Source organism: Deltaproteobacteria bacterium (genome assembly GCA_020845895.1).
Taxonomy (GTDB): domain Bacteria; phylum Lernaellota; class Lernaellaia; order JACKCT01; family JACKCT01; genus JADLEX01.
Genome location: JADLEX010000120.1, coordinates 47,049 through 60,095, shown reverse-complemented (window position 1 = coordinate 60,095; position 13,047 = coordinate 47,049). Strand labels below are relative to the sequence as shown.

The 13,047-nt window shown below is 63.0% G+C and carries 10 protein-coding genes; 7 read left to right on the top strand and 3 right to left on the bottom strand.

Going from position 1 to position 13,047, the window contains the following annotated elements:
• The 5 genes from IT350_16455 to IT350_16435 form a co-directional block, all read left to right on the top strand.
• Positions 1–567: radical SAM protein (locus tag IT350_16455; GenBank protein MCC6159645.1), on the top strand; the 567-nt coding region annotated here is incomplete at its 5' end.
• 146 nt (positions 568–713) lie between these two features.
• Positions 714–2,225, top strand: a complete 1,512-nt coding sequence (locus IT350_16450) for a cobalamin-dependent protein (protein ID MCC6159644.1) — start codon at positions 714–716, stop codon at positions 2,223–2,225.
• A gap of 10 nt (positions 2,226–2,235) precedes the next feature.
• Positions 2,236–3,720: a radical SAM protein gene (locus tag IT350_16445; GenBank protein MCC6159643.1), complete on the top strand. Its 1,485-nt coding sequence runs from the start codon at positions 2,236–2,238 to the stop codon at positions 3,718–3,720.
• 191 nt (positions 3,721–3,911) lie between these two features.
• On the top strand, positions 3,912–5,252 hold the full coding sequence (locus tag IT350_16440) for a B12-binding domain-containing radical SAM protein (protein ID MCC6159642.1): 1,341 nt from the start codon (positions 3,912–3,914) through the stop codon (positions 5,250–5,252).
• Between the two features lie 22 nt (positions 5,253–5,274).
• Positions 5,275–6,669: a B12-binding domain-containing radical SAM protein gene (locus tag IT350_16435; protein ID MCC6159641.1), complete on the top strand. Its 1,395-nt coding sequence runs from the start codon at positions 5,275–5,277 to the stop codon at positions 6,667–6,669.
• A gap of 23 nt (positions 6,670–6,692) precedes the next feature.
• Here IT350_16435 and IT350_16430 read toward each other — a convergent pair whose 3' ends face one another.
• The 3 genes from IT350_16430 to IT350_16420 form a co-directional block, all read right to left on the bottom strand.
• Entirely contained in the window at positions 6,693–8,372 is a 1,680-nt protein-coding gene (locus IT350_16430; GenBank protein ID MCC6159640.1) for a hypothetical protein, read from the bottom strand.
• Positions 8,373–8,514: 142 nt separating this feature from the next.
• Positions 8,515–9,825, bottom strand: a complete 1,311-nt coding sequence (locus IT350_16425) for a radical SAM protein (protein MCC6159639.1) — start codon at positions 9,823–9,825, stop codon at positions 8,515–8,517.
• A 197-nt stretch (positions 9,826–10,022) separates the two neighbouring features.
• Complete coding sequence (locus tag IT350_16420) at positions 10,023–10,547, bottom strand: hypothetical protein (GenBank protein MCC6159638.1); 525 nt, start codon at positions 10,545–10,547, stop codon at positions 10,023–10,025.
• Positions 10,548–10,745: 198 nt separating this feature from the next.
• On the opposite strand from IT350_16420, the gene IT350_16415 reads away from it, so the two are divergent.
• Together IT350_16415 and IT350_16410 are read left to right on the top strand one after the other, a co-directional pair.
• Positions 10,746–11,474 carry a response regulator transcription factor gene (locus tag IT350_16415; GenBank protein ID MCC6159637.1) on the top strand — a complete coding sequence of 243 codons (729 nt, stop codon included), beginning with the start codon at positions 10,746–10,748 and terminating at the stop codon, positions 11,472–11,474.
• Positions 11,471–13,009: a HAMP domain-containing histidine kinase gene (locus IT350_16410; GenBank protein ID MCC6159636.1), complete on the top strand. Its 1,539-nt coding sequence runs from the start codon at positions 11,471–11,473 to the stop codon at positions 13,007–13,009. Before IT350_16415 ends, IT350_16410 begins: the two co-directional genes overlap by 4 nt.
• The last annotated feature ends 38 nt before the right edge of the window (positions 13,010–13,047 follow it).

The window sequence follows — 13,047 nt, the reverse complement described above, 5'->3', positions numbered from 1 at the left end:
CTTCGTTTGCTGAAGCAAGCGGGGCTGTTTCGCTGCATGTTTGCGATCGACACCGCGTCGCCACGGCTTCAGAAGTTCACGGGGCGGAGGCTCAACGTCGAAAAGACCCTCGCCATGATTCGGTACGCCCGAAAAATCGGCATTCTTGTCCACGGAACGTTCATTCTCGGTTTCCCGACGGAAACGCGGAAAGAGGCCGAATTGACGGTGCGAACCGCCCTTGAATCGGATTTGCACACCGCGGCGTTTCACCGCGCGGTCGCATTCAAGGGGACGAAGATGTACGCGCAGGCCGTGGCTGCGGGAGCCGTGAACGTCGATGACCCGGCCGGGTACGATTACAAACTCGATCATGGCGTCAACCCATCGCTGATGTCGGAGAAGGAACTCGTTCGGATCAGAAGAAACGCATGGCGACGTTTCTACCTGTCGCCGCGCCGCGTGACGGCTCTGCTGGCGTTTCTTCCGTACTGGATTCGCGTCATGCCGATGTTCCTGCGAATGTGGTTCGAAAAGGCGTGGGCGCCCGCGGCGCCCAGATCGGCGGGCGCGTATACCGGCGCGTAAAGGTTGAAGGCTTCGGGGCGACCGCCGCGGATTCCTGGCCACGATGAGAGAGCTTGGTGGGCTTTCCCCCGTTGTCGTTTTCCCGCTTCGCGTTAAGATTACGTCAAGCTGTCTTTCGGAGGCGATCGGTCGGTCGCGCGTCGGTGATGACACCGAAATCGCGGTCCGACCCTACTCGACGCATGAAGATCCTGCTCATCCAACCTCCGAATACCTCGCGGGGGCTGCTCGCGCTGGGCGGGCAGGAAATTCCACTATCGCTCGCGTACCTCGCTTCGTCGCTGAAACATGCGGGATTCCCCGACGTCGGGATTCTCGATCTGGCGTTTCGAAATCTCAGCGACGCCGAATATTCACGCGCGGTGTTCGATTTCCAGCCGGATCTTGTCGGGCTGACGGCATACACACACAACGTGGAATTTGCGTCGCGTCTCGCCGCGCTCGCGAAGGAGGCGAATCCCCGGACCGCAACGATCCTCGGCGGCTTTCATGCCTCGGCGCTGCCGGAGCGTACACTTCGTGAGGAATCGGCGTTCGACTACGTTGCGGTCGGCGAGGGGGAGGCGACGGTCGTCGAACTGGCACGGGCTCTCCGAGACCTCGATGAAGTTCCTGCGATCGACGGACTCGCGCGGCGCGTGGACGACGAGGTCCGACTTGGACCGGTGAGGGCGGCCGAGTCTCAACTGGACGACCTGCCGTTTCCCGACCGAACACTCATCCCCGTCGCGTCATACATGCCCGATCCGGGCAACTACTACCGCCTGCCGTCCACCGGCATCCTGTATTCGCGCGGCTGCCCCTACAAATGCACTTACTGTTCAAAGTCGGTCTTTCTCGATCGGGTGCGTTTCCGCAGCCCCGAAAACTTTCTGGCCGAGGTCGGGGAGTGCGACCGTAGTTTTGGAATTCGCGATTTCCGTCTGGAAGACGAAGGTCCAACGGTCGCGCCGAAGAAGATCGCCGCGCTGTGCGAGGCAATTCTCGATCGCGGCGTGGATATCACCTGGAACTGTTTCAGCCGGGTCGACCGCGTGGACGCCGAGATGCTGCGGCTGATGAGCCGGGCGGGTTGCTACCACATTACGTACGGGGTGGAGTCCACGGACGATGCGGAACTCAAGAACCTGAAGAAGAACATTTGCTTCGAGGAAGCCCGATCGGCCGTCCGCATGACACGCCGCCACGGCATCGAGGCGAAGGTCAACTTCATCCTCGGTTTTCCGTGGCAGGACATGAACGATTGCAAAAAGACTGTTCGCGACGCGATCCGGCTTGCGCCCGATCTTGTGTCGTTCAATGTCTTCAAGCCGCTGCCGGGCAGCCCGCTCTTCGATGACCTCGACCGTGCCCGGCGTATCCATCACTCCTCTTGGGAGGATTACTCGATCGACACCGAAAAGCTGCTGTTCGAGGCGAAGTACACCGAAGCCCAGATGCGAGCGCTCGTCCGTTGGGCGAATTTGTCATTCTACTTCCGCCCCGCGACCGTGGCGCGCCGTTTCCTGCGCATGTTGCGGCACCCGAAACGCGAGTTGAAAACTGTCCTTCAGGGACTCGGTGTTCTGTTGACCATGGCCCGGAAGTCGCTCGGCTCCAAATCCCCATCGAACACGGTGTTGATGGGACCCGCGACCGAACCGTCCTCGATCGGGTAAAGCTCCGCCGATGAGCAATTCGCCGCTTCACGTTCTGTTCGTCAATCCGCCCGAGCGGCGTGTTCCGCGCTCGAACCTCCCCGCGTCCATCGAAGACCTTCGCGGCGTGAATCCGCCGATCAGCATCCTCTATCCCGCGGCCTCGGCGCGCGAAGTCGTCGGATGGAATGTCTCGCTGCTCGACGCGCATGCGCTCGGTCTCTCCGATGTCGAGATCGCGCACGAGGTCGAGCGTCGGCAACCCGACTTGGTCGGCATTTCGAGTACGACCTTCACCTATCTTGATGCGCTCGCGACCGCTCGGGCCGCGAGAGCAGGCGCGCCACGTGCGAAGGTCGTCGTCGGGGGCGTGCAGCCGTTCATCTATCCAACCGAAACCCTCGCGCAACCCGAGGTGGACATGATTCTCTCGGGCGAGGCCGAGGAATCGCTACCGCGACTGCTCGCCGCATGGCGAGACGGGGGATTCGAGTCCGTCGCATCCGCGGAAATACCCGGCGTGCTGGCGTCCGGCATGAGCGCCGAGGGCTTCACCCCAGCGCCCGCGGTCCGCGACCTCGACCGTTTCCCGATGCCCGCGTGGGATCTGGCGCCCATCGAACGATACTCTTCGCTCATCACGCGACTCGCTCCCGTGGGAATCATGGTCACGAGCCGCGGGTGTCCGTTTCACTGCCACTACTGCGCGCTGTCGCCGACCGGCAAGACATGGCGCGCAAGCAGCCCGGAGCGCGTCGCGGAGGAGATGGCCTACGCGGCGGGCCTCGGCGTGCGTTACCTGATGTTCTATGACGAACTCTTCACGGTTCGAAAGGACCGGGTTCACGGTATTTGCCGCGAAATTGCGCGAAAGGGGCTTGGTATTCCGTGGATGGCGCGCGTGACGCCGGGCATGGTTGACGAGACGACGCTCGCAGAAATGCGTTCGGCGGGCTGCGATCTGGTGACGTTCGGCGTGGAATCGGGCGACAAGGATGTGTTGAAGAACCTCGGACGAAAAACGGGCCTCGACGCGGTCCGCGAGAGCTTCGCCATGGCGCATAAGGTGGGCCTGCGCACCATCGCCTATTTCATGCTCGGGAATCCGGGTGAATCGCGCGCGCAGATTCGGCGAAGCCTGCGAACGGCAGTCCGACTGGGGCCGGAAATGGTTCACGCCGCGCTGTACGTTCCGTATCCCGCGACGCGACTGTACGACGACGCGCTCGCGGACGGCCGGATCGCCACCGATTACTGGAAGGAATTCGCGCGCAGTCCTTCGGGAAGCTTCGTTCCGCCACTGGGCAGCGAGGTCCTGTCCGATGCCGAGCTGGAATACGAACTCCTGAAATTCTATCGGGCCTTCTCGCTGCGGCCGGGCTACGTCTTGGACCGACTGCGTTCTCTCAGATCCTGGCGTGATCTTCGACGCGGCTTGTCGGGTCTCGCGGTTCTGATTCGCGGGTTTGGCCCAAGCAAGGCGCAATCGGTGGCCGGCACCGCGACCGCGAGTTGACCGCCGGGCCGGCCGGAAGGCGGCCGAATCTTCGCCGGAACCGCGTTTTCGGTAGTCTGCTTCATTGTGCGTAAATCGGTTCGGCGCTAACTTTTCGGGGTACATTCGTCATTGAAAGGAGCCGCCACGCGGAGCCCATGCGGGTCTTCCTGATTCAGTCCGCTCGATATTCCCCCGAAACCGAGCGCTCGATGCCGCTCGGCCCGCTCTACCTCGCCTCATGGCTGCGCGAACGCTTCTCGTGCGAGGTCGGGTTCTTCGACATGCAACTCGGCGTTCAGGACGCGGCGCCGGCGGTCGAACAGGCGCGCGCGTTTCGACCGGACCTCATCGGCCTGTCGGGGATGACCCCCGATGCGCCGGCTCTGGCTCTTCTCGCCGATCGGCTGCGCGAGGCGTTTCCGAATACGCCGATGGTTGTCGGCGGCGCTCACGCGACCAACTACGGCGAAGAGTCTCTGCAACGCATGCCGGTCGATTACGTCGTCACGCACGAGGGCGAGCAGGCGATGGGCATGCTCGTCGAGGCGCTGCGAGGGCGGCAGAATTTCGAGGACGTTCCGAATCTCATTCGGCGAGGACCCAATGGTCCGCTGCGAAACGCGTCGGCCCATTGGATCACGGATCTCGACAACGTCCCTTATCCCGCGTTTGATTTGCTCGATCTCGACCGGTACTACGACATCCCGCGATGCGGCGTGATTTACGCGCATCGGCGTTACGCCGCCATCGTCACCAGCCGCGGGTGCCCCTACCACTGCTCGTATTGCCACACGACGCTGGGAAAGCGCTGGCGCAAGCGATCGCCCGAGAACGTCGTGGACGAGATGGAGCATCTGGTGAACGAGTACGGGGTCGGCGATTTCGTCATCATGGACGACCTGTTCAACGCCGACGCGAAACGCGTCAACGAGATCGCGCGGCTCATCATCGACCGGGGTCTCAAGATCGGCATGAGCTTTCCCATCGGACTGCGCGGCGACATCATGACGGAGGAGAGCGTTCTGCTGCTCAAGCAGGCGGGCATGTTCCGTTGCATGTACGCCGTCGAGACGGCGTCGAATCGCCTTCAAAAGCTCATTCACAAAAACAACAAGCTCGAAAAACTCCGGCACATCATCGAGTTCACGCGCAAACAGGGCGTGATGGTGCACGCGTCGTTCATGCTCGGCTTCCCGACGGAGACCGAGGACGAGGCCCGCGCGACGGTGGACTTCGCCCTCAAGTCGCGCCTCCACACCGCCGCGTTTTACCGCGTGATCCCGTTCAAGGGTACCGACCTTCACGAAATCGCAGCGAGTGTCGGACAGGACCCCGGAAACGATCTGGAAACCATGGAGTTTCACCAGTCCAACGCGGTCAACGTTTCGCTCGTGCCCGACGGCGTCCTCAATCGCCTGAAACGCCAGGCGTATCGACGATTCTACCTTTCGCCCCGGCGCATCCTTTCGATCGTCTCCGCGCTCCCCAATCGTCGACGGCTCCTGCCCCAACTCTTCGGCATGTGGGTGCGAAAGGCGCTGATGTGGTGAAGCGCGGGGAAAGTGCGCGCTCATGACGCGCGTTCTGCTCGTCCAGGCCGCCAGTCACGAGCGACACGTCGAACGCTCGCAGCCGCTGGGGCTTATGCACATTGCGTCGGTACTTCGATCGGAAGCCAATGCCGACGTGCGTCTCCACGACATGCGCCCGAAATGGCGGGATCTCGAAGCGCCGATGCGCGCGTTCGACGAGTTCACTCCGGAAATCGTGGGATTCAGCGCGCACGGACTCGACGCCCCGGTCATGTACGATCTTGCGACGCGAATGAAAGCGAAACGTCGCGACGTGAAGATCGTCTGCGGCGGGATTCACGCAACGCTCTACGGTCGCGACGTGGCGGCGAACCCGGACGTGGATTACGCGGTGGTCGGCGAGGGGGAACAGACGTTCCTCGACCTGATCCGAGCGCTGGAGTCGAATTCGGAATTTCGCGATATTCCCGGTCTCGCGTTTCTTGACGGCGAAAGCGTGCGCGAGAATCCCGAGCGGCCCTTCGAGGCGAACCTCGACCGCTGGCCGATGCCGGCCTGGGATCTCATCGACGTCGGTGCGTACGAAGGACTGCCGCGCATCAGCATCATCAGCAGGCACCCGCGATACATGGCGATCGAAACCGCGCGCGGATGCCCCTACCACTGCGCCTGGTGCCACGTATCGATGGGCCACGGGTATCGCCCGCGTTCCGCCGGTTATGTCGTCTCCATGATCGAAGAACTCGTGCGTAAGCACGGCGTCCGCGACATTCTCGTCATCGACGATCTGTTCAATCTCGATCCGGATCGCGTGCGCAACATCTTCGAGTCCCTGCTCGCGAAGGGCCTGCGCGTGCCGATGGCGATTCCCAACGGTTTCCATGCGAACCTCGCGACGGACGACATGCTCGAACTGATGGCACGAGCGGGTGTGTACCGTGTGATGATCGCGGTCGAAACCGCGTCGCCGCGTCTTCAAAAAACGATGAAAAAGAACCTGAATCTGGAAAAGGCGAAGCACGTCATCCGCAAGGCGTCGAGCCTCGGCATCTCGGCGCACGGCAATTTCATCATCGGGCTGCCGACCGAAACCGCGTCGGAGATGCGCGAAACGATTCGCTTCGCTGCGACTTCGAAGCTCGATACTTTCGGGCTCTATCGCGCCACGCCCTACGCGGGCACACCCATGGAGAAAATGGCGCGAAACCTCGGCGTCGACACGCCCGTGGGAGAGACCTTTCAGTCCTTCTGGGACGACGCTAACAACCTGAGCGAGATCCCGCTGAAGACGCTCAATCGTGCGAGGCGCACAGCGTATCTGAAGTTCTACCTTCGTCCGTCGCGGCTGTATCGCCTGATCGCGCGCATGCCGAATCGTTCGGAAACCCTGCCGTTTCTCGTTCGCTTCTTTTTCCGCAAGGTTCTGGCGAACTGAGTCGCGGTGTTCTCACGGGTATGTCATCGCCGAACGGCGAAGACGATCTCGCTGCGCGGTTCCACCATCAAATCATATCGCTCCGTCATCCAGCGACGGAACTCTCCGTCGTTTCGAAACGCACGCCCCATGCTGCCGTCGAGGGCGATGAGTCGGGTATTCGTCCGATCAAACAGTATTGCGAAAGACTCTTCCGCCCGCGTGGACGATCGGTAGTCGGGATTGTATCGCCGATACGCCGATTGCACCGCCGGCGATGCCGCCAATTCGCGCGAGCGCTCGAAAACGTCGATCATGCCGCCGTGGTGGTTCAGCGCAGGGAGTTCCCGGATCGGCGGATTCATCCAATCCGTGAAAACGCGGTCGTCCCGACCGGAGTGCTTTTTCAGGAATCGAACGACGGAGCGGTATTCTTCGATCGATCGGGATCGAAAAGCGTCGGGTGCGGCGCGGCCGGCATCCCACCAGAGCAAAAGATCACCCGGAAGAATGCGATATCCGTCGGACAATCGAGGAACGGGCTCGTCGTCGGGCTTCACGCCGAACTCAGGATCGGTCAGATTCGGAGCCGAAAGAACAGATCGAGCCTGAACCACGACGGCGAGCGCGGCCAGTAACGCAAGGATCGGAACAAGTCGCCCTGCGACGCCCTCAACGGCCACTTTCGTTCGACGCGCGACCTCGAGACCGGCGACGAGCGCACCATAGGTCGCGAGCGGCAGGTATCGCTGCGGATAGTCCGGAGTTCGCGTGAGGACGATGGCTAGGGAGCAGTCGGCGAGCAGAACCGCGAGGACGAGTGCGGGCTCCCGGTGGCGCTGACGCAGGATCGCGTCGTGCGCGGTGATCAACAGCAGGATGCATAACGCCGCCGTCACGGGGCTTTCTCGGAGAATTCCGGGCAGAAAAAACGTCAGATCGCTTTTCAACGCTGCTTGATAAACCGCATCGAAGTCGAAGCCGTCACGAAGTGCCGCGAGACCGGTCCAGAGTCTTCCTCCGAGCACGATTGCGAACACCCCAAGCCATGTCCCGACGGCGACGACCCCAAATGCGATCGAGGATCGCGCCGCTCGGACCCCCGCCGATCCGCCATCGAGCGCGAGCAGGGTCAGGGCAAATGCGGCGACGAGGAATGGTCCGCTCACATGGCTCGCCGTCGCCAGTCCCATGAGAACAGCGGCAACGCCTTCGCGGATACCGAATCCCGGTTTCCGGCGCGTCGCGAAGACACCGAACGCCGCGAGCACGAGAATTGTCGCGAAGGGTTCGAAACGGATTTGCACGGATCGCTCGAGGGCGAAGCCGAACGCATTCAACAATCCGAGCGTCCAAGCGCCCGCGCGCACGCGTCCGAATCGCCACGCGACGGCTCCCAGCGCGAATTGTGCCAAGCCGACGACGCACCACTCGAGGATCCGAAAGGGGACGAGAAAGTCGGGTTGTTCACGCACGACTTTCCAGAGCGGGACCAGGAGGTGCGAAACGAGCGGCATGTGGGCTTCGGCGTGATCGATGTAGGGGAGCAGCCCGCGTGCCATGCGATCGACGCCGCCAATAAAGAACACCTCGTCGGGATCGACCGGTGCGATCCCGATTTGCTGCCACCTCCAAATCCAGATGATCGCGACGTACCCGAGAAGCAGCGAGATCTCGCAGATGGCGAGGATCCGAGAGAGTCGGTGTTGGGTCGTCGATTTCATGAGTCGCCGCGCTGCGTGATGTCACCGTCACGAGGTGGTGGACCGAACAGATCATGGCGAGATCGCGGAAGCATCACGCAGGACATATCAGTGCGATGAGCGCGCGGGAAGGGGTCGCCGGAAAGATGAAGGAATCGGTCGGTCAGGCGGATTTCGCGGAATACTCGGGGCCCTCTTCCCGAACGCCCAGATAATCGACCGGAACCGGCGCGTTGTCGCGATGGAATTGATTGTACACGCAGAAGGGAAACGCGCCCTTGTCGGTGAGATAGACGTGATGGCAGTTTCGAGACTGCTCGAAATCGAATGCGTCGCGGTCGTAGAACTTCTCGATGTTCACGTAGAGCAGATTCGCCGGATAGCGGCCGTGATCGGGCCGGAACAGCGCGGGTAGAGCCTTGATCATCGTCCATAGAGCGCCCGGGTGACGCAGCGCCCACGCCGGACGAAACAGCCGCGAAACGGGAATCATGCGCCCGCGATGTCCCAACAGAAGGAACGGGTAAATGCACGCCCGCTGGAAGAACATGGGGTGCCGGGTCAGACGGTACATCCAGTGCCCGATCCGCTTGGCGTCCAGCAGGTCCTCGGTCGTTAGTTCTCCGCTCGTTCCCCGGTCGAGTTCGCGGACGAGATCGCCGACGTCGGTGAATCCCCCGTCGGGCGCGGCGAAACGGCCGATTCGGCTTCGCGGATAAAACGAGACCCGCCGCACGTTGGGCCGCTCCAGCGCGTAACGCAGGATATCCGCCGCTTCGGTTTCGTTGACGCCCTGCTGAACCATGACGGCGAGGTGAATGAAGAATCCACGCGAGGCGAGTTTCTCAACCACGTCCAGCTTGGCGCGCGTGTGGTCTTTGCCGCGAAATTCCTGCGAGCCGACACCGGTGAATCCGTCGAACTGAAGGATCACCCAGCGAAGGCCCGCGTCCCAAAGGCGGTCGAGCAGTTCGGGGTTACGCAACGTGAGTCCGTTCGAATTCAGTCGAGGAAGCAGTCCCTTGGCGATGACCCCGCGAATGATGTCCGGCAGATCCTCGCGCAGAGTCGACTCGCCGCCGACGAGCGAGATGTTCGGGCGGAATCGTCGGCGGTCCCTCGAAAAGTCCGGCACCCACGAGAGGATCTCGTCGAGGGGCCGGTCCACCGATCCCTTGGCGGTGTCGGCATTGCTCACGCACGTCGGGCACGTCATGTTGCAGCGCGTGGTGACGTCGATGGCGAATGTCGTGAGCATTTGCGTCGCCGCGGCGCCAAATACGTCGAGCGCGCCTTCCGGCCACAGGCCGTCATTGTTCAGGGCTCGCGCCCGCCGGTGGAATTCAGCGTTTTTCGTGAAGAGAGTCCGCGATTCGCCGTGCGCATCGCACCGTTTCACGAGAAACGCACCGTCGGGCTCGTACTCGAGGTGGGCATCGACGACCGCGCCGCATGTGGGGCAGTCGCTACGCATCGACGTTCGGCATCGCAGTATGGACCATGCGGAAAGTGTACACGCATGGACGCACCGGTCAATTTCGCACCTCACAGGAATGCGGGATCGCAATGAGAAAACGGAATCGGGGCGACATTCGCCGCCCCGATTCCCGGATCTGGTTTTCTACGTCGACGGTTTCGCGGCGCGTGGAGGACGTTCGCGCCGCGTCGCGATCATTCTTCCTCGGCCGGTGGGCAAGGCGGCATTTCGGGGCGACAGGCGATCAGGTCGTCGTGCTGCTCGCAGGTCCCGCTCACGGTCTCGCCGTCCCGACCTTCGAATTCGCACTCGTCACCCTCGACAGCGTCCGCGCACGCGTCCACGGCTTCGGCGGGCGGTTCGAGGGGGGGCCGGTCGCCGTGAGGCGGCGGGTTTTCCGGGCGGCAAGCGATCATGTCTTCGTGCGTTTCGCAGGTGCCGGTGATCTCCTCGCCCTCGCGGCCTTCGAAGGAACACGCGTCGCCGTCCGCGAGGCCTTCGCATGCGTCCACGGCTTCCGCCGGGGGCTCGTGGGGCGGACGATCGCCGCGCTGGGCTTCATCGTCCGCCGCGTCGGTCGACAAGCTGTCGGAACTGCTCTCGACCAGTTCGGTGTCCGAACCGGACGCGTCGCTGTCCTGCGCGCATCCCGCGGCGAGCGCCGCCAGGGCGGCCAGCGCCGTCAATGTGACCAGGGTCCAAACAGTCATTCGCTTCATGGGGCATCTCCGCGTTGGGGGTGGCGATCTTCCGTCTTCGTCGTCGAAATCCCGCACACCGTGCGATCCCAATTTGCCGTGCCGAGGTTTAGAATTCGTGCGTGCAATGGGCGAATTTTGTAAACCTTGTGTAAATGCCGTTGTGACGATTCGCCGGCCCGGCGATAACCGGATCGTGGAATTCGAGGTGAAACACGCATGACCGGTGAAACCGCTTCTCTGATCCGCGTGCTCGTTATCGACGACGACCGCAAGCTCTGCCGGCTGATCGAGGACTACCTGAGCCCGATGGGTTATCAGGTGCACACCGTTCACGACGGGGCGGAAGGATTAACGGAAGCTCTGTCGGGTCGCCATCACGTGGTCATTCTCGACGTCATGATGCCGCGAATGGACGGATTCGAGGTGCTTCGCCGCCTGCGAAAAGACTCGGAGATCCCCGTCCTCATACTGACGGCGCGCGGAGAGGAGACAGACCGGATCGTCGGCCTCGAGATCGGAGCGGACGACTACCTGCCCAAGACGTTCTCCGCGCGCGAACTCCTGGCGCGGCTACGCTCGGTGACGAGACGCGCGCTCGAAATGGGCAAGACCGCCGTGCCGAAGGTGCCGTCGCCCGTCGTCGTCGGAGACCTGCGTGTGGAGCCCTCGTCGCGCTCGGCTTTTTTGCGCGGCGAGGCGATGGTGCTCACGCCGATCGAATTCGACCTGCTCGCGGTGCTCGCGGCGGCAGCCGGGCGCGTGCTTACGCGCGACCAACTTCTCGACGCCGTGGCGGGACGGGAATACGAGGTCTTCGACCGGTCCGTGGACGTGCACATCTCGTCGATCCGAAAGAAACTCGGCGACGACCCACGCAAACCGCGATTCATCAAGACCGTTCGCTCGGCCGGATACCTCTTTCTCGATGAGCCGGAGCCAGTGTGAAAATCCGGTTCTCGATTCTCGGCAAGGTGGCGGCGTGGCTCGTCGGCAACGTGGTGCTCGTCGCGCTCGTCGCGCTGGTCCTTTTTTCGACCTCGATCGGCGGGGGAATCGGCAAGACCGTTCAGCGGCAAGCCGATGACCGGCTCCGCTCGCTGAGCCGCGTTTTGGGAAGCGAACTCGCTTCGGCCGAGACATCGGAATGGTCCGCGTTGCTCGTCCGATACAGCGAGAACTACGGCGTGGACTTCGCCCTGTGCGGCAGCGACGGACTCGTTATTGCGGGAACGCCGACCGCGCTTCCCGAATCGGTCCGGGTCGGCGTCGTGGACCTGATGGAGCGCGAATCGAAACGACGGGAGCGAGCGGGTATCGGGCGCGGGCGCCCGGATGGATTCGGCCCGCCCGCAGATCGACCGCCGCGTGAAGGGACCGAGAGGGATGAGCGCGGGGGTTTTCCGGGTGGTCCGCCGCCCGCGCCGCCCCCAATCGCCGGACCGGACCTGCGTTTCTCCGAGGCAAGCGGTGTTCCGCGGTCATACTGGACGGCGCACGAAATCGCCGTCGTCACGCGCCGTTTCGCGCCGCCGGAACACTTTGCGATGGTCATTCGTTCGGACTCGCGAACCGCCAACGGGTTACTCTTCGATCCGCGCCCCTGGATCGCGCTCGGAACGATTCTCGGACTCGTTACTCTGTTGTGGTGGATTCCGGCGGTTTGGCACATCACGCGACCGCTTCGCCGCATGACCGAGGCGACGGGACGCATCGCGGCGGGCGACTTCGATACGCGGGTCGATGAAACACGGGGTGATGAAATCGGCCGGCTGGGGGCGGCGATCAACCACATGGCGCGCCAGCTCGACGGCTACGTGCGCGGGCAGAAGCGTTTTCTCGGCGATATCGCGCACGAACTCGGCTCGCCCATCGCGCGCGTGCAGATGTCCCTGGGGATTCTGGAGTCGCGCGTCGCCGAGCCCGATCGCGTGCGCGTCGAGGACACCATCGAGGAAGTCCGCCAACTTTCTGATTTGGTCGGCGAGCTGCTTTCGTTCACGCGGGCGCAGACGGCGCCCCAAACGATTCGGCGCGAGATCGTGAACCTGCGCGCGACGGTGGACCGCGCGCTCGAACGCGAGGCGCAGGGAAGAGCGATTCGGGTCACGCTGGACCGCGAGGTCCGGGTGCTCGGCTCCGAGGTTCTGATCGTCCGTGCGGTGGCGAACGTCGTGCGGAACGCCGTAAAATATGCGGGGGATACTCCGATCGAGATCGACGGGCACGGCGAATCGGGAACGGTTCGGCTCCGAATTCGCGACCACGGCCCCGGGGTTCCGGAAGAAGACCTGCCGCACCTTTTCGAACCATTCTACCGGCCCGATGCCTCCCGCACGCGCGATACCGGCGGAACCGGGCTCGGCCTTGCGATTGTGCAGACGTGCGTAAAGGCGTGCGGCGGCGTGGCGCGGGCACGCAATGTCGCGGGTGGCGGTTTCGAAGTTGAATTGGAATTCGACGGGGCGTCTTCCGCCGCCTGAGTCCGCAACCGTCTCGCCGCACGTCGCAATATCCGATA

Coding starts and splice junctions, on each gene's coding strand:
- IT350_16440 (MCC6159642.1), top strand. CDS start 3,912: ATGCCGCTCGGCCCGCTCTACCTCGCCTCATGGCTGCGCGAACGCTTC.
- IT350_16415 (MCC6159637.1), top strand. CDS start 10,746: ATGACCGGTGAAACCGCTTCTCTGATCCGCGTGCTCGTTATCGACGAC.
- IT350_16445 (MCC6159643.1), top strand. CDS start 2,236: ATGAGCAATTCGCCGCTTCACGTTCTGTTCGTCAATCCGCCCGAGCGG.
- IT350_16425 (MCC6159639.1), bottom strand. CDS start 9,825: ATGCGTAGCGACTGCCCCACATGCGGCGCGGTCGTCGATGCCCACCTC.
- IT350_16430 (MCC6159640.1), bottom strand. CDS start 8,372: ATGAAATCGACGACCCAACACCGACTCTCTCGGATCCTCGCCATCTGC.
- IT350_16450 (MCC6159644.1), top strand. CDS start 714: ATGACACCGAAATCGCGGTCCGACCCTACTCGACGCATGAAGATCCTG.
- IT350_16435 (MCC6159641.1), top strand. CDS start 5,275: ATGACGCGCGTTCTGCTCGTCCAGGCCGCCAGTCACGAGCGACACGTC.
- IT350_16420 (MCC6159638.1), bottom strand. CDS start 10,547: ATGAAGCGAATGACTGTTTGGACCCTGGTCACATTGACGGCGCTGGCC.